Here is a 16,243-nt window from a genome sequence, read left to right as displayed (position 1 = left end):
AGACGCCTAGACTTAAGGCAATGAGCAGTTTCGATCATGATTTAAGCTCTGGGCTTTTGATTCTTCTGCAAATGCTATCACATGGTAAACGAATTCCATGAACTGACTGATCGATAGCCCCTGTTATTCAGGATTCTAGGCTTTTTTGCAGGCGTTGCATATCGGTCACCCTCTTGCCCTATTAAACGAGCTACGCTCTTTCCGGTATGAAAGAGGGACTGGGGCACTTGAAGTTACGTCAGGAATGCACGAGAACGTCAACAGATTAGCGGACGTACGATTGAGGATGGTTCGAATGAAACGTTTTTTCAAAAGAGGCTTGATCGGCAGTGCCCTTGCTGCGCTGGTTATTTCTTCTTCTACAGCGACGGTTTCGGCGCAGGATGCGGCAGAGACTGAGTCCCCATGGGTGAAGGTTTGTAACGTTGACCCGGCGGCAAATAAGGAAATTTGCCTGGTTACGCAGGAGCTTCGTACGAACACAGGCCAGTTCCTGAGTTCTGTTGCTATCCGCGAAATCGATGGCGAAGCGCGTAAGACGCTTTTGATTGCTGTGCCAACCGGCATGTTGATCCAGCCGGGCCTTCGGGTCCAGATCGATAATGGCAAGCAGGTTCAGGCAAAATACGGTATCTGCTTCCCGAATGCATGTTATTCGGAACTTGTAATCGATGCTGCATTCGTCAATTCGATGAAGCAGGGCGGCAAGTTGGTTCTCACAACGTTGAACCAGCAGGCGAAAGCCATTCCACTTGAGCTGACACTCATAGGCTTTACCAAGGTTTATGATGGTGCACCAATGGATGTTGCCGAACTGCAGAAAAAGCAGGAAGAATTGCAGTCAGAACTTCAGCGTCGTGCGGATGAAGCCCGCCAGAAGTTGATTGAAGCCCAGAAAAGCTCTGAGTAAGTCAAAAATTCAGCACTGTAATTTAGAAAACGCCGCCCGATAATTCGGAGCGGCGTTTTTTATTGCCTGTGTCTGCGGAGCGTCTTTCTTCAAGGGCTCAATGCATTGGATATAGGATATTTTGCGTTCAGACCAAAAAACTGATCGTCACGAATAGCCAGCATTCTTATTGAATGAGGGGCGTTCAGTGGATTTCGACTGATTTGGGCAGGTAGGAGCCGTCAGTCTGTTCCTCGAAAATTTCGTCAACCTGAGGGTGGCGAATGGGATCGCCGGTAATGTCAGGTATGAGGTTCTGCTCGCTGACGTAGGCGACATATTCTGTCTCCTCGTTTTCAGCCAACAGATGATAGAATGGTTGATCGCGTATAGGCCGAACATCCTCAGGAATGGATTCCCACCATTCCTCAGAATTGCTGAAAGTAGGGTCTACGTCGAAGATCACCCCACGAAAGGGATAGATTCGGTGCTGCACGACCTGACCTATTTTAAATTTTGCCGTACGCATTTTTTCAACCTAATCAGCTAGTTTGACCGGAAATAGAACCTCTTCTACCCAGTAGCAAGGTCTTTTCCTTGCCAGCAATTTGAAAAATTATAATCAGGCAAGTCTCTAAAGACCGTAAATTTTTGCCAACTCAGGGTCTTTGCTTGCCACCAGTTTCGCTAAATCCACAATAACCTTGGCCTGCTTCCAGGTTGCATCATCCTGCATTTTACCATCGATCATCACGGCACCGGTGCCATCAGGCATTGCATCAAGGATTTTGATTGCAAAGGCGACTTCTGCCGGATCAGGACTGAAGACCCGCTTTGCCAGTTCGATTTGAGTTGGATGTAGCGACCAGGCCCCAAGGCAACCCATCAGGAAGGCATTGCGGAACTGGGATTCGCAGGCCGCTGAATCCGAAAAATCGCCAAATGGTCCGTAGAATGGTTTCAAGCCGCAGGACAGGCAGGCATCGACCATCTTGGCCACGGTATAATGCCAAAGGTCCTGCTGGTAAGCAGTTCTTGCCGTGTTTTCAGAGGCGTCGGCCAGTACGGAATAATCGGGATGCCCGCCGCCGACCCTGGTTGTCTTCATACCACGAGATGCCGCCAGATCTGCCGGCCCCAAGCTCATGCCATGCATGCGCGGACTGGAGGACGCAATGGATTCGACGTTTTTGACGCCCTCTGCAGTCTCTAGAATCGCATGGATCATGATCGGCTTTTTAATGCCTGAGCGAGCTTCCAGCTGAGCCAGAAGCTGATCCAAATAATGGATATCCCACGGGCCTTCCACCTTCGGCAGCATGATGACGTCCAGCTTGTCTCCGACAGAGGTGACAATTTCCAACAGATCATCAAGAAACCAGGGGCTATTCAGACAATTAACCCGTGTCCACAGACCGGTCTGGCCAAAATCATTGTCCTTGGTCATCTGGATAAAACCGCGCCGTGCTGCCACCTTTGCATCGGCAGGGATCGCATCTTCCAGGTTTCCCAGAACCACATCGACCTTGTTGATCAGGTCTGGCACCTTGCCTCGCATTTTTTCAATATGCGGAGGCACGAAGTGGATCATCCGTTCCAGGGCAACAGGCAACTCGCGGTATGGAGCAGGGGCTCCAATGGCAAGCGGCTGGTAAAAAGCTCTGGGATTTTTCACGGCGCTGTCTCTCCTGAACAAGAAATTCATGTTCATTTATAGTCTGATTGATGCGGTGCACATATTCCACATTAGAACAAGGCAATTGCCTTCAGAACATACCATCAAGCACTTAGACCGATACGGGTTTCAGGCCTTGGCCCACTTGCGATGGATCCACATCCATTGGTCCGGGTATTCCCGGATCCATTCTTCAAACACGCGATGGACTTCTTCAGTCGCCGACTGGATATCGGCTTTACGGTCCGACGTCACAGGTACGTCGATTGCCCGGCCCTCAACGCGAAAATGCACTCCATGTGTCCGAACGACGCGCCCGACGACGATCGGAACTCCTCCTGATCTGGCGAGGGTCGCGGGAACCGGATTGGCATAGGCTTCGCGTCCGAAGAACGGTACTTTAATACCTCTGGTTTCGCGCAAGTCTCCCATGATCGCTATAATACCGCCCTGGCGGACGATGCTGACGAGCTTGCGGGCCGTTTTGTGGCTCTTGGAATAAAGACCCAGGCGATACATGTCCTTGCGCATGTTGCTCAAGGCTTTATCGGCAAACGGATTCTTCAGGGCCTGGTAGACACCAGCAACATCGCAATCGGCCTGCACAAGCGGCTGAACGCACATTTCCCAATTGCCTGAGTGCATCGAAACAAAAACGGCTTGCTGCTGACCATCAAAAACCTTTTGCGTCACGGCATCGACGGATATTTCAAACCGGGACGTTTGCGGCAGGAGGTCTGGAATATGGAACGTTTCGGCGGTCACCCTGCCCAAATTGTCCCACATGCCGGATATGATTTTTTCGCGTTGCTCGGGCGTTGTGTCCGGCAGGGCCAATTCAAGATGACGCAAAGCTCGTTTGTGGCGCGGATTGAACCGTGCAATTTTGCGCCAGAGATATCCCATAACGGCTGAGGCGGCGTCCACTGGTATCAGGCGAAACAGGAAAATCGCCAGCCTCAAACCTGCTGCTTCAAATCTGTATTTGAGGTTTTTCAGACTTTGCGCTGAGATCATTGCGAAAGGCAGTACCATTTGGACTGAACCGGGCTTGCGAGAAACGGCGGACCCGTTTCTAACTGATCAGCGTTTCATACTGACCGGCCCTATTGGATGTATTAGGGGTGAGTATCCAAGGAGCTTGCCGGATGCAAGGTATTCAGCCTTTAATTCCATAAGTGGCAACTTGTGAAAACCGTTATGTTCTGAAATTTCATGGGTAGCTCCTTGCCAAATTTGCACTCCATCTTCAGCGGTTTTTCAGAATGCAGGACGTAATTACCCTGGCTTTTCCGTTTTTTGGGTTGATCTTTCTGGGATTCGCTTCGGGAAAAATAGGCAAGCTGCCCGAAAGCGGGCTGGCATGGATGAATTTTTTCATCATCTACATTGCCTTGCCAGCACTGTTTTTCCGCTTGCTGTCGGAAACGCCGGTGGAACAGCTGACGGATCTGTCTTTCGTCACGGCGACGACCTTTACCACCTATACGGTATTTGCCATCGCCTTCTGCATCGGTGTTTTGGCGACCAGGGGAAGTGTACCCGAATCAACGATTCTCGGAATTGCCGGGGCCTATTCAAACATCGGATATATGGGGCCTGGTTTGACAATGGCCGTGCTCGGACCAGCAGCAGCGGTTCCAACGGCGCTTATACTTTGTTTTGACAATACGCTGCTGTTCATTCTGGCGCCGCTCATGATGGCTTTAGGAGCCACTGACAAGGAACCGATGAGTCGCACCATTGGCAAGATTTTCTGGCGTGTCTTCACCCATCCTTTCATTCTGGCAACGATTGCGGGTGTCGGTGCAGCTATCGTCGGTTTCAAACCGCCGGAAGCGATCGATACGATGCTGGAAATTTTGAGTGGTGCTGCCGCGCCTTGCGCATTGTTTGCCATGGGCGTGGGCGTTGCCCTGCGCCCAACAGGACGTATTCCGGTGGAACTGCCTGCTGTTCTTGTGGTGAAACTGATCGTCCACCCGATCCTGGTGTACTTGCTGTTGTCCTGGATTGGTGGCTTTGATCCGATTTGGGTCGCGACAGCCATCTTGATGGCCTGCCTGCCGCCCGCGACCAATGTTTTTGTCATCGCGCAGCAATACAACACCTATGTGCAGCGCGCGGCCAGTTTTGTACTGATCGGCACAATTGCCTCTGTGGTGACTGTCACAGGGTTCATCTGGGCGATTTCACACAATTTGATCAACCTAGGCGGCGTGTGACCCGCGACAACAGCGACTTTCTTTTGGAGCGTGTACCCGGTGCAATGCCCTCCCGCATGAGAACACGGCGCAGCGGAGGGATCTTGTCGGCAAAATAGATCCCGGCGCTTCTGGCGATTTGAACCGGAAGAAAGTCCGTGAGCAAAGATCGGTTCAGCGCATCCACGGCTACGGTTCTGGTGGTGATATCCGTCCGGCGTTCCTTTTCATAAGCGCCAAGAACTTCGGCAGATCCAATGTCGTTGTTTTTGTCCTTAGCCGCTTTGAGAACTTTTCCCAGACCGGCAACATCACGCAAACCAAGATTCAGACCCTGCGCCCCGATTGGCGGGAAAACATGAGCGGCCTCTCCAATCAAGGCGACTCGCTGGCCCACCAGGGCTCTTGCGATCATACCCGAAAGCGGAAACATTTGCGGTTCGCTGTTGAGTTCAAACTTGCCCAAAATAGAATGAGCCCGCTGCTCAAATTCGAGCGCCAACTCTGCCTTGCCCATGTCCTTGAGACGCTCGGCCTCCTCGTGGGTAACGACACACACAAGAGATGATGTTCGGCCAGGTAGCGGCACGAGCGTGAACGGGCCTGTCGGGGTATGGAATTCGGTTGAAGTGTCGCGATGAGGCTGATCGTGGTTGAGATTTAAAACGACAGCCATTTGCGGGTAGGACCAACGCTTAACGTCAATTCCAGCGGCCTCGCGTGCCAGGGATTTGCGCCCATCAGCGGCAACGACCAAACGCGCCTGACATGTGCTGCCGTCACCCATGGTGATTGTGGTGGCCTCATCCTTTGCATCGTAATTTGCAGCGCTTTGGTTCAGGAATGTCAGATTGTCCTGTTCGAGTGCAGCCTTTTCAAGGATCAGGTTCAAATCCTTGTTAAGCAGGTTGTAGCCGAAGGCTGGCAGGTCGAGTTCCAGACTGTCGAACGTCACTTCTGGCGCGCGGACCAGACGGCCCGTGTCATCCACCATCCGCATCTTTGCAAGGGGAGCTGCCTTTAAAACCAGTCTGTCCCAAACGCCTATCTGTGTCAGCAGATCGACCGATGCCTGTAACAGCGCTGTCGTGCGCCCATCCGAAAGATTAACCTTGGGTGCAATAATGACGGTTGAAAATCCATAGCTCGCAAACAGCAGTCCTGCCGTCAAACCGGAAGGACCGGCCCCTACAACGGCAATGTCGTATGGCGCAGTGGCAGAAGGGGCGGGCATCTCAATGTCTCCAGGTCAGCGGTCCGGTCATATGTTTTTTCATCAGACCATCATCTGAGCGAGACAATGGCGCTTCATATCCGAAAAGCAAGGGTGCTGACGTTCTTAAGCGATTGTCTGTCGCAGTTACTTGTCTAAGGCCACTGCTTTCATCTCGACGTGGAATTTCCCTTTATGAACCGCATAACGATATGAGCAAGATCAATGCGGCTATTAGATGGGCGGGTAATTTCATGCGGCTGGTGAATATGGGACCAAATTCGATTGACCAAAGGAATTGCATGACGTGCGGCTGATACCCTCAGGCCAGATCCGTAGATCAAGTGATTTCAATTCTGACCAACCTCGTGGCTGGCCCTATGTGCTTGTCTGTCTATTGGTGCTGACAGCTGGTGGCTGGACCTATCTCTCAGCCATGATCGTGGACATGATCGTCATCATGGACATGAGCCAGGCAGGGCCGGGTATGGGCTTGTTCAACCGCTTCAATATATTTCATGACCTTCCAGCAAATGCGCGGGCAGCTCTTGCCGCGATATGTCTGCCGAGTGCTACGACAAGTTTTGGGATGCCAGCTGAGACTTGGGGCTGGCAGGATGCCGCAAAGGTCTTTGTAATGTGGCTGATGATGGCCCTAGCGATGATGTTGCCAAGTGCGATCCCGATGCTCAAGAACTATATGCTCCATCAGGCCTCGCAAAACCTGAATGGGACGGGCAGGCTAAGTGTTTTGATGGCCTTTCAAGGGTATCTATCTATTTGGCTGGGTTATGCTGTCGTTGCAACTGTGGCCCAATGGGGACTGGTGAACGCGAGCTTGCTGTCTCCCATGATGGCGCCGATTTCAATGGCCTTTTCAGCCAGCGTGCTGCTTGCAGCAGGCATCTACCAATTCACGCCAGCCAAACATGCTTGCCTGCTGCGCTGTTGGTACCCACGTTTTGTGTTTTCCAGCAAAGCTGATCTGATGTCCGCATATCGAGAAGGGCTGCTTCAAGGGTTTGCCTGTCTTGGATGTTGTTTTGCAGTCATGAGCGTGATGTTTTCTGTCGGATTGATGAATGTGATCTGGATTGCAATTCTTGGCATTGTCATGTCAGTTGAGAAAACTTTTCCAAGCATATGGTTTTATAAAATAATTGGGATTATTTTTATCGCTTGGGGAAGTGTGATTGCCATCCTTTCCCAGGGCGGTATTCCGGTCTAAAGCAGGATGAAACCCGACGAGCTTCGAGCTTTGCTGCGATTTGTCTGTTCAATCGGGACAGAAATTGAAATAATATCCATCAAATAGACATAAACGGCGTCGACTCGGCCGATCTGTGAAGATATTCAATCACGACCGGCATAACGAAGCTCCACCCCCAATCCTTGAGACATCAGAAGCTGTGACCGATTTTACACCAGACAAAGACGCTCCGGAACCGGCGCTGTTTCTCATTCACATCCTGACCGCATCTGGTGCGCCGATTGCGTTGATAGCGCTTCTGGCTGGTGCGCAGGGAAATTGGTCAGGTATGTTTGCCTGGCTGGGACTTGCTCTGGTTGTTGATGGTATTGATGGTCCTCTAGCGCGCAAGTTCAATATTGCCGAGCGGCTGCCGCGTTGGTCCGGTGCTTCTCTCGATTTTGTAATCGACTACGCGACCTATGTTTTCCTGCCAGCTTTTGCGCTGGCGGCCAGCGGCATGCTGTCCCAGCCGTGGAACTGGATTTGCGGCGGCCTGATCGTCTTCACAGGTGCGCTTTATTTTGCCGACAATGGTATGAAGACACCGGATGGTTCGTTCAAGGGATTTCCAGCTGGCTGGAATATGGTTGTGTTCGGCCTGATGGCTCTGTCGCCATCCCAGACGTTCACCATTGGCTTCGTTCTTTTCTGCTGTGTGCTGACGTTCATGCCGGTCAAGTTCATTCATCCGGTTCGGGTACAGCGCTGGCGAATTCTGACCCTTGCAGTGACCGCAATTTGGTTTTTGGCAGCAGCCAGCGCCGTCATGAACAACATGGCAGCAACGGGTGTAACCGGCTGGATTCTGACAGCCTCCAGCCTCTACCTCTTTTCAGTGTCTGCCGTTCAACAGATTATCGACCGTTATCTCTGATTTGAGCTTTGTTTTCCGAACCCTTGGGGATGTCCATGTTTGAATGGCTCACAGATCCGCAGATCTGGGCAAGTCTCGTGACATTGACGATCATGGAGATCGTTCTTGGGATCGACAATATTGTCTTTATTTCGGTGGTTGTCGCGCGCCTGCCTGCCGAGATGGCAAAACGAGCCCGCAGAATCGGACTGGCTCTTGCACTGATTTTCCGCATCATGCTGCTGTCTGTTCTGACCTGGCTTGTCGGTCTGACTGCACCGCTGTTTGCACTTGGTGACCACGCCTTTTCCTGGCGAGACGCGATCCTGATCGCTGGCGGCCTGTTCCTGTTGGTCAAGGCAACCCATGAGATCCACAATGGGATTGAAAATGGTGAGGAAGACCATGGGCCAAGTGCTGCAGGTAAGGGATTTTCTGCTGTTATCGCTCAGATCATCGTCATCGATATGGTGTTTTCAGTGGATTCCATCATCACCGCGATTGGCATGGCCCAGCACATTGAAGTGATGGTAGCGGCCGTCGTGATCGCAATGGCCGTCATGTATGTCGCCTCAGGGCCGGTTGCTGATTTCATCAAACGGCATCCGACAACCAAAATGCTGGCTCTTTCATTCCTGTTGCTAATTGGAGTTGCGCTTGTTGCGGACGGTTTGGGCTTCCACATTCCACGCGGTTACATATATTTCGCAATGGCGTTTTCAGCTGGTGTGGAGTTCGTCAATGTTCTTGCGCAGCGGCGGCGCGCCAAATCCAAAAGCTAAAGCTCCAAACCCTGTAACAGAATGATAGCTGGCGACTCCGGTCGTTATTTTCAAGAAACAATTGTGAACCACAACTCACATTTAAAGGATGAAGACATGGTCCAGGCGATACGCGTTCATACATGCGGTGGTCCCGATGTTCTGACATGGGAAGCTGTTGAATTGGGCGATCCTGGAACTGGTGAAGTGCGTATTCGCCACACTGCCATTGGTCTGAATTTTATCGATACCTATTTTCGCTCCGGCCTTTATCCGGCCCCTGCGGGTTTGCCCTTCATTCCCGGCAATGAAGGCGCGGGCGTCGTTATGACCGTTGGCGACGATGTAACCAATGTGAAGCCGGGTGATCGAGTTGCCTATGTCGGCGGGCTTGGGGCTTATGCGCAGGAGCGCATTATTCCAGCCGACCGACTGGTGGTCTTGCCCGATGGTATTGATGACAAGACCGCTGCGGGCATGATGCTTAAGGGGATGACAGCGCGCTATTTGCTGCGTCAGACCTATGAAGTGACAGCCGACACAACCTTGCTGTTTCACGCAGCAGCAGGCGGGGTTGGATTGATCGCCGGTCGATGGGCTTCCCATCTGGGTGCGACTGTCATTGGCACGGTCGGATCTGAAGAAAAAGCAGAGCTGGCCAAAGCTCATGGCTATGAGCATGTGATCAACTATCGTGATGAAGATTTTGTCGAACGCGTCAAGGATATTACCGGCGGCAAGGGCTGTGATGTCGTCTATGACAGTGTCGGCAAGGATACTTATCCCGGGTCGCTTGATTGTCTGAAAGCCCGAGGCCTATGGGTGTCCTTCGGACAGTCCTCCGGTCCGATCGAAGACTTTAATCTAGGCATTCTTGGACCAAAGGGATCGCTCTACGCGACCCGGCCAACGCTGTTCAGTCACATCGCCTCACGGGAAGATCTGCAAACCACAGCGGGGGATCTGTTCGACGTGGTGGTGCAGAAAATTGTCAAGATCGGCGTCAATCAGGAGTACAAGCTGGCTGACGCTGCCCAGGCCCACAAAGATCTTGAAGGCCGCAAAACCACCGGTACAACGGTGCTGCTTCCATAAGGACCGAGAACCCATGAGCAGGGCAAAAGGCAACGACAAGGCGCGGAACCTTTACGCCCCTGCCATGCGGTATTTTGCGGTGGTGGCTGAACTTGGGTCAATCCGGGCTGCTTCAAGGCAGCTGAATATTGCGTCCTCGGCAGTCAATCGACAGATACTCTGGCTTGAAGAGGCCCTTAGCATACAGCTGTTTGAGCGGGTGGGTAGACGTCTCAGGCTCGCTCAGGCAGGTGAGATCCTGTTGGCCCATGTCAAGCGAACCTATTCAGACTTTGACGCCACCATGTCCGAACTTGATGCCCTTCAGGGCTTGCGCCGGGGGACTGTGTCCATTGCCACGGTGGAAAGCATGGCGGAAACCTTACTGCCCGTGCTTGTGTCATCCTTTCGCAAACAATTTCCAGGCATCCACGTCGCCGTCACCGTGACAAATTCTATCGAGGCTGCGCGTTTGGTGGAAGCCGGGGAGGCAGACGTCGGGTTCACATTCGATCCACCTGTCACACCCTCCCTGACGGTGGCATATCATCACGACCTGCCGATTGGGGCCTTGATGGCACCGGATCATCCGCTGGCAAAGGAAAACGGGCTTAGTCTGTCCGATTGCGTTCGGTTTCCCCTGGCGCTTCCGGCTCGTGGTCTGTCTTTGAGGGTTCGGATTGACGCAGCCATGGCACAAATTCCAGGAAATCTACGCACTTTTGTAGAGGCAAATTCTCTCAGGTTCATGCGAGCGCTGGCAAGGGATGAAAATGTGATCGGATTTCAGACACTGATCGGCTGCGAAGAAGATCTCGACAGCGGCAGACTGGTGTTCAAGAACCTCGCGGATTTGCCGCTACAAAATGATCGCTTAAGTATAGTGACGAGCTCCCGGCGCGCGCTCGCTTTGTCGCCAGGCATGTTTTTTAATCATGCAGTGATCACCCTAAAAGATAAATTACCAACTATTGCTGCCTAAAAGGCATCACATAGTGCTGAAATCAGCGCTATGTGATGCTAGGGTTTTAGGGCAACCTTTTATTCATGATTAGAGCAGGATGAACCGGAATAGGCGCAATAGCTTTCGGTTGGCTCGGGGAGAATCGAAATGGGGCGTTTGACAACGCATGTTTTGGACACTGCACGCGGTTGTCCGGCTGAAGGGCTTGAGATCGAGCTGTGGTCAATGGACGGGATGGAAGTGAAGATCTCCTCTCACAAAACCAATTCCGATGGGCGCATTGATGGCCCTATCCTTGATGGTGAGGCGTTTAAATGCGGCACCTATGAGTTGCGGTTTCACGCAGGCGCATATGTGCGTCTTTCAAACCCCGATATTGCAGAGCCTTTGTTCCTGGATGTAATCCCCATCCGCTTCGGTATTGGAGAGCAGGATTCCCACTACCACGTGCCGCTACTGCTCTCTCCGTTTGGCTATTCAACGTATCGCGGGAGCTGAGCCATGCGTGACACGATCCGTTTTCTAAAGGGTGGGCAGATCGTTGAGCTGGAAGAGGTTGGGCCTAACGAAACCGTGCTCGATTACCTACGTCTGAGAGCTCGGCAAACCGGCACCAAGGAAGGGTGCGGCGAGGGCGATTGCGGCGCTTGCACCATTGCTCTTGGGCGTCTGATCGATGGCAAATTGGTCTATCAGCCGGTCAACAGCTGCATTCAGCTCATGGCCATGATTGATGGTGCGGAACTTGTGACGGTTGAAGATTTGGTTGCAAACGGACGCCTGCACCCTGTGCAAAAGGCCATGGCCGAACTCAATGGCTCCCAATGTGGATTTTGCACCCCAGGTTTCGTCATGAGCCTTTTTACGCTCTATCATGCGGAAGGCCAGACGAAGAGCCGGAAGGCCGTGACCGAATGGATCGCAGGCAATCTATGCCGCTGCACGGGCTACCGCCCGATTGTTGATGCCGCTTTGGACAGCTGCTTTGAGAGCGCTGATGATGCCTTTGCATGGCGTGCAAATGAAACAGTCGAAAAGCTGCGCCAGCTCTCCGACAGTCGGGACATTTACATCGGCGACAAGGATCGCTTTGTTGCTTCTCCCGTAACACTTGATGGCTTGGCCGCTCTATATGGCCAGCATCCCGATGCAACTTTGGTGGCCGGTGCGACAGACGTTGGTCTATGGATTACCAAGAGCTTGCGCGATCTTCCGAAAATCATCTGGTTGGGCCGCATTCAAGGTCTGGATAGGGTCGAGGAGAGCACAGCCGGTGTTTTGATGGGCGCAACAGCTACCTATCAGACATCAGAGCTTGCCATGAGCCGGCTGTCTCCGGATATGGGCGCCCTGTGGCGGCGTATTGGCTCCAAACAGGTGCGGGCTTCCGGAACGGTTGGCGGGAATGTCGCCAATGGATCGCCGATTGGCGATACACCGCCAGCCCTTATTGTCCTTGGCACTACCCTGGAATTGCAGGCCAAGGACAGCTCCCGGACGTTGCCGCTAGAGAAGTTCTTTGTGGACTATGGCAAGCAGGACCGCCAGCCCGGTGAGTTTGTCACTGGCCTGTTCGTGCCACGTCCAGCACCTAACCAGATCTTTCGCTGTTACAAGATTTCCAAGCGTTTCGATCAGGATATTTCATCCGTCTTGGGGGCATTCCTGTTCACGGTCATGAACAATAAAATTACCGAGGCCAGAATTGCATTTGGTGGCATGGCAGCAACACCAAAACGCGCGCCGGGCGCTGAAACTGCCTTGATCGGTGCCTCTCTGGAAGATCCCTCGACATGGGGTGCCGGCATGAAAGCGCTGGTCTCGGACTACAAGCCTTTGACCGACATGCGCGCAAGCGCCGAATACCGTATGGAGACAGCAAGGGCCCTGTTGGCCAAGGCCTTGATGGAGGCCAGCGGCAATAGCAGCGCTCAGATCCGCTTGCGGGCTCCTATTTTGGAGGCTGCAGAATGACCTTATCTGACACTCAAAAGGAAGGCGGGCATATCGGTGAACCTGCGAATATGCGCCATGTTCACAAGCCTTTGAACCACGACAGTGCCGAAAAGCACGTCAGTGGGACGGCGACTTACATCGATGACATTCCGGAGCCGGATGGAACGCTTCACGTCGTACCTGGCTGGGCGCGAAATGCCGTTCGTGGCCGGATGTCGTCTATCGATTTGGGTGCTGTTCGCACTGCGCCGGGTGTGGTGGCTGTTCTGACTGCCAAGGATATTCCGGGTATCAATGACTGCGCGCCTGCCATGGGCGATGATCCGGTCTTGGCCAAGGACGAAATCCTTTTTTACGGGCAGGTTGTGTTTGCCGTCGTAGGCACCACCCGCGATGCTGCCCGCCGGGCCGCACGTCTGGCCAAGATCGAAGTCGAACCGTCAACACCTATCATTTCGGCAGAAGATGCTGTTGCCGCCGACACCACCGTGTTGCCAGACTATCAGTTTCGCCGCGGATCGCCGGAAACAGGCATGACGGCGGCAGACACTGTTCTGTCAGGCGTGTTGCAAGTGGGCGGCCAGGAGCATTTCTATCTTGAAGGCCAGGTCGCTATGGCGATCCCCGAAGAAGATGGCGGCATGCTGGTGCACAGCTCGACCCAGCATCCAACGGAAATCCAGCACACGGTTGCGAAGGTTCTGGGCATTCCGGACGCTTTGGTGGTGGCCGAGGTGCGCCGCATGGGTGGTGGGTTTGGCGGCAAGGAAAGCCAGGCCAACCAATGGGCCTGCCTTGCGGCTCTGGCAGCAGCCAGCACAGGCCGAACCTGCAAGATCCGCCTTGACCGGGACGACGATATGATCATGACCGGCAAGCGTCATGATTTCCGTGTAGAGTGGCAGATCGGCCATGATGGGACAGGGCGTATTCGGGCCGTTGATATCAACTTTCTGGCGCGCTGCGGCTATTCGGCGGATCTCTCGCTCGGGGTCAATGACCGGACCATGTTCCATGCAGACTCCAGTTATTTTTATCCGGATGCGGTGATCCGAAGCCGCCGCTTGAAGACAGACACCTGTTCCAACACCGCCTTCCGCGGCTTTGGTGGACCGCAGGGAATGTTGTCAGCCGAACGGATGATCGATGCGATTGCCATCACTCTTGGCAAGGACCCGCTGGAAATCCGCAAGCTCAACTTTTACGACGCAGACCGGAATCTAACGCCCTACGGCATGCCGGTTGAAGAACATGAAGTCATGAAGGATCTCTTCGGCCAATTGGAGGAAAGTTCCAGCTATTGGGAACGGCGCGAAGAGGTGAAGGCTTTCAATGCTCAAAATGCGGTGCTCAAGAAAGGCCTTGCTCTGACGCCGGTAAAATTCGGTATTTCATTCACGTTGAAACACCTGAACCAGGCTGGTGCGTTGGTCCATCTTTATACTGATGGATCTGTCCAGCTGAACCACGGTGGCACCGAGATGGGGCAGGGGCTCTATCAGAAGGTGGCCCAAGTTGTAGCCGACGAATTCGGCATCACCATCGACAAAGTCCGGATCACTGCGACCAACACCTCAAAAGTTCCAAACACCGGACCGACGGCAGCGTCTTCCGGGACGGACCTCAACGCAATGGCGGCAAAGATCGCGGCGGCAACCATCAAGCAACGCCTGATCAATTTCCTGTCTGACTTACATTCCTGTACACCTGAGGCAATTGCCTTTCAGGACAATAAAGTGTTCGTCGGTGAGCTGCAATTCTCTCTCGCTGAAGTCGCCAAACTGGCGCATCAGGCGCGCATTCACATGTCTGATGCTGGCTTTTATGCGACCCCGAGTATTACGTGGGACCGGGATAGCGCCAGTGGGCGCCCATTCTTCTACTTCGCTTATGGAGCGTCTTGCGCTGAGGTCACCATTGACACCATGACCGGCGAAATGACAGTCGACCGTGTTGACCTCCTGCATGATGTTGGCCATTCCCTCAACCCGGCTATCGACATCGGCCAGATCGAAGGTGGCTTTGTTCAGGGCATGGGCTGGCTGACGACAGAAGAACTCGTATGGGATGATGCGGGTCGTCTGCGCACACATGCGCCCTCGACTTACAAAATTCCAGCAGCGGCAGACATTCCGGAAGATTTCCGCGTTGCGCTCTATGCCTCCAAAGGCAATCCACAGGAAACCGTCTATCGCTCCAAGGCTGTAGGTGAACCGCCGGTGATGCTCGCAAACTCAGTGTTTGGCGCGATCACCGACGCTGTTGCCAGCCTAAACCCCGGTGTAGTTCCGAATCTTGATGCGCCTGCAACACCGGAGGCAATTATGAAGGCAGTCCGGGCTATTCGGCAAGCTGCTCCCACACAGGGAATGGCTGGCGCATGAAGGTCTGGGGGCATATCGCGAAGATACTGGAAGATGGCCATGCCTGTGCCCTCGTGACCGTTGCAAACGCTGCCGGGTCAACCCCGCGTGAGACGGGAGCTCGGATGGTCGTGCGCAATGATGGTGGCTTTCATGGCACTATAGGTGGCGGAACTCTTGAGTTTCAGGCGATCCGATGGGCTACGGACGCCCTTGCCCAACCGCAATCGGGCGTATTGCAGTCCGGGTTATCACTTCGCCGGTTTTCTCTCGGTCCTGATCTTGGACAGTGCTGCGGCGGGCGCACAGATATTGCGGTTGAAATCTTCGGAACGACCCAAGCTGACAATGTGCGAGTGTTGGCGGACAGGGAGATGGATGGCGGCGCGTTTTATACCATGGCGTATCATGTCGAGGGGAAGCCGCTAGTACGGCAGATTACAAATGAAGTCCAAGACTTCCTCACTGGCAAACCGTTTCAGTTGGGCTCTGATGGAGTTTTGGTTGAGAGCTTCGGCTCAGCATTCCAGCCGCTCTATCTTTTTGGAGCGGGGCATGTCGGGCGAGCTCTGATTTTAGCACTCGCGCCTCTACCGTTTGATATTATCTGGATCGACGGACGCGCTGATGCTTTTCCCAAAGCGGTGCCGGCCAATGTGTCCATGCTGGCAAGTAACAACCCGAAAGAGGTCCTTGCAATGGCACCGCGGATTGCGTTTGTACTGGCTATGACCCATTCCCATGCACTTGATGAGGAAATTATGGCTGCTGCCTTGGCGAGGCAAACGTTTGAATATGTTGGCGTCATTGGAAGTGAAACCAAACGGACCCGGTTTGAAAAACGTCTTCGGGCGCGGGGCATACCGCAGGCAGCCGTTGTCGATATGGTCTGCCCTATTGGGCGAAGTGATATCAGGTCCAAAACACCAGCCGCAATTGCTGCTGGTGTAGTTGTTGAGCTGCTGATTGCAGAGGAAACAGCAAATTCCTTGGAATCAAAAGGACTTGCACATACATTGGCTTCTGGTCAATAAGGCGG

The 16,243-nt window shown here is 53.3% G+C and carries 15 protein-coding genes; 11 read left to right on the top strand and 4 right to left on the bottom strand.

Going from position 1 to position 16,243, the window contains the following annotated elements; all coding sequences use genetic code 11:
• The first annotated feature begins 295 nt into the window (after window positions 1–295).
• The gene (locus V6575_RS17725; protein WP_340276224.1) at window positions 296–910 is read left to right on the top strand and encodes an invasion associated locus B family protein; all 615 of its coding nucleotides are present in this window, start codon (window positions 296–298) and stop codon (window positions 908–910) included.
• A gap of 184 nt (window positions 911–1,094) precedes the next feature.
• On the opposite strand, the gene hspQ is transcribed toward V6575_RS17725, so the two are convergent.
• The 3 genes from hspQ to V6575_RS17710 all read right to left on the bottom strand — a co-directional run bounded on the left by hspQ (window position 1,095) and on the right by V6575_RS17710 (window position 3,599).
• Entirely contained in the window at window positions 1,095–1,418 is a 324-nt protein-coding gene (gene hspQ, locus V6575_RS17720; RefSeq protein WP_340276223.1) for a heat shock protein HspQ, read from the bottom strand.
• A gap of 105 nt (window positions 1,419–1,523) precedes the next feature.
• Window positions 1,524–2,564 carry an HpcH/HpaI aldolase/citrate lyase family protein gene (locus tag V6575_RS17715; protein WP_340276222.1) on the bottom strand — a complete coding sequence of 347 codons (1,041 nt, stop codon included), beginning with the start codon at window positions 2,562–2,564 and terminating at the stop codon, window positions 1,524–1,526.
• A gap of 129 nt (window positions 2,565–2,693) precedes the next feature.
• On the bottom strand, window positions 2,694–3,599 hold the full coding sequence (locus tag V6575_RS17710; RefSeq protein WP_340276221.1) for a lysophospholipid acyltransferase family protein: 906 nt from the start codon (window positions 3,597–3,599) through the stop codon (window positions 2,694–2,696).
• Window positions 3,600–3,829: 230 nt separating this feature from the next.
• On the opposite strand from V6575_RS17710, the gene V6575_RS17705 reads away from it, so the two are divergent.
• Window positions 3,830–4,789, top strand: a complete 960-nt coding sequence (locus V6575_RS17705; protein WP_340276220.1) for an AEC family transporter — start codon at window positions 3,830–3,832, stop codon at window positions 4,787–4,789.
• Here the strand turns inward: V6575_RS17705 and V6575_RS17700 are convergent.
• Window positions 4,770–6,002, bottom strand: a complete 1,233-nt coding sequence (locus V6575_RS17700; RefSeq protein ID WP_340276219.1) for a UbiH/UbiF family hydroxylase — start codon at window positions 6,000–6,002, stop codon at window positions 4,770–4,772. The genes V6575_RS17705 and V6575_RS17700 overlap by 20 nt on opposite strands.
• Window positions 6,003–6,288: 286 nt before the next feature.
• Between V6575_RS17700 and V6575_RS17695 the strand changes: the two genes are divergently transcribed.
• The 9 genes from V6575_RS17695 (at window position 6,289) to xdhC (ending at window position 16,238) form a co-directional block, all read left to right on the top strand.
• Complete coding sequence (locus V6575_RS17695) at window positions 6,289–7,209, top strand: DUF2182 domain-containing protein (protein WP_340276218.1); 921 nt, start codon at window positions 6,289–6,291, stop codon at window positions 7,207–7,209.
• A 181-nt stretch (window positions 7,210–7,390) separates the two neighbouring features.
• The gene (locus tag V6575_RS17690) at window positions 7,391–8,107 is read left to right on the top strand and encodes a CDP-alcohol phosphatidyltransferase family protein (protein ID WP_340276217.1); all 717 of its coding nucleotides are present in this window, start codon (window positions 7,391–7,393) and stop codon (window positions 8,105–8,107) included.
• Between the two features lie 35 nt (window positions 8,108–8,142).
• Window positions 8,143–8,868 (top strand): TerC family protein, encoded by a 726-nt coding sequence (locus V6575_RS17685; RefSeq protein WP_340276216.1) that lies wholly within the window; start codon window positions 8,143–8,145, stop codon window positions 8,866–8,868.
• A gap of 96 nt (window positions 8,869–8,964) precedes the next feature.
• Complete coding sequence (locus tag V6575_RS17680) at window positions 8,965–9,942, top strand: quinone oxidoreductase family protein (RefSeq protein ID WP_340276215.1); 978 nt, start codon at window positions 8,965–8,967, stop codon at window positions 9,940–9,942.
• Window positions 9,943–9,955: 13 nt separating this feature from the next.
• Window positions 9,956–10,903, top strand: coding sequence for a LysR family transcriptional regulator (locus V6575_RS17675; protein WP_340276214.1), 948 nt, complete (start codon window positions 9,956–9,958; stop codon window positions 10,901–10,903).
• Between the two features lie 129 nt (window positions 10,904–11,032).
• The gene (gene uraH / locus V6575_RS17670; protein ID WP_340276213.1) at window positions 11,033–11,383 is read left to right on the top strand and encodes a hydroxyisourate hydrolase; all 351 of its coding nucleotides are present in this window, start codon (window positions 11,033–11,035) and stop codon (window positions 11,381–11,383) included.
• 3 nt (window positions 11,384–11,386) lie between these two features.
• Window positions 11,387–12,859 carry a xanthine dehydrogenase small subunit gene (xdhA, locus tag V6575_RS17665; protein ID WP_340276212.1) on the top strand — a complete coding sequence of 491 codons (1,473 nt, stop codon included), beginning with the start codon at window positions 11,387–11,389 and terminating at the stop codon, window positions 12,857–12,859.
• Window positions 12,856–15,225 carry a xanthine dehydrogenase molybdopterin binding subunit gene (gene xdhB, locus V6575_RS17660; protein WP_340276210.1) on the top strand — a complete coding sequence of 790 codons (2,370 nt, stop codon included), beginning with the start codon at window positions 12,856–12,858 and terminating at the stop codon, window positions 15,223–15,225. The genes xdhA and xdhB overlap by 4 nt, the downstream gene beginning before the upstream one ends.
• Entirely contained in the window at window positions 15,222–16,238 is a 1,017-nt protein-coding gene (gene xdhC, locus V6575_RS17655; RefSeq protein ID WP_340276209.1) for a xanthine dehydrogenase accessory protein XdhC, read from the top strand. Before xdhB ends, xdhC begins: the two co-directional genes overlap by 4 nt.
• Window positions 16,239–16,243: the final 5 nt, after the last annotated feature.

Source organism: Roseibium algae (assembly GCF_037783265.1).
In the GTDB taxonomy this organism is placed as follows: Bacteria; Pseudomonadota; Alphaproteobacteria; order Rhizobiales; family Stappiaceae; genus Roseibium; species Roseibium algae.
Note: the sequence above shows the minus strand (reverse complement) of the source record. Positions and strands in the feature narration are given on the sequence as shown.

Excerpts from the sequence above, each read along its gene's own strand:
- xdhA (WP_340276212.1), top strand. The coding sequence starts at position 11,387 with ATGCGTGACACGATCCGTTTTCTAAAGGGTGGGCAGATCGTTGAGCTG.
- V6575_RS17710 (WP_340276221.1), bottom strand. The coding sequence starts at position 3,599 with ATGGTACTGCCTTTCGCAATGATCTCAGCGCAAAGTCTGAAAAACCTC.
- V6575_RS17725 (WP_340276224.1), top strand. The coding sequence starts at position 296 with ATGAAACGTTTTTTCAAAAGAGGCTTGATCGGCAGTGCCCTTGCTGCG.
- uraH (WP_340276213.1), top strand. The coding sequence starts at position 11,033 with ATGGGGCGTTTGACAACGCATGTTTTGGACACTGCACGCGGTTGTCCG.
- V6575_RS17680 (WP_340276215.1), top strand. The coding sequence starts at position 8,965 with ATGGTCCAGGCGATACGCGTTCATACATGCGGTGGTCCCGATGTTCTG.
- V6575_RS17700 (WP_340276219.1), bottom strand. The coding sequence starts at position 6,002 with ATGCCCGCCCCTTCTGCCACTGCGCCATACGACATTGCCGTTGTAGGG.
- V6575_RS17675 (WP_340276214.1), top strand. The coding sequence starts at position 9,956 with ATGAGCAGGGCAAAAGGCAACGACAAGGCGCGGAACCTTTACGCCCCT.
- V6575_RS17705 (WP_340276220.1), top strand. The coding sequence starts at position 3,830 with ATGCAGGACGTAATTACCCTGGCTTTTCCGTTTTTTGGGTTGATCTTT.
- V6575_RS17685 (WP_340276216.1), top strand. The coding sequence starts at position 8,143 with ATGTTTGAATGGCTCACAGATCCGCAGATCTGGGCAAGTCTCGTGACA.
- xdhC (WP_340276209.1), top strand. The coding sequence starts at position 15,222 with ATGAAGGTCTGGGGGCATATCGCGAAGATACTGGAAGATGGCCATGCC.
- xdhB (WP_340276210.1), top strand. The coding sequence starts at position 12,856 with ATGACCTTATCTGACACTCAAAAGGAAGGCGGGCATATCGGTGAACCT.
- hspQ (WP_340276223.1), bottom strand. The coding sequence starts at position 1,418 with ATGCGTACGGCAAAATTTAAAATAGGTCAGGTCGTGCAGCACCGAATC.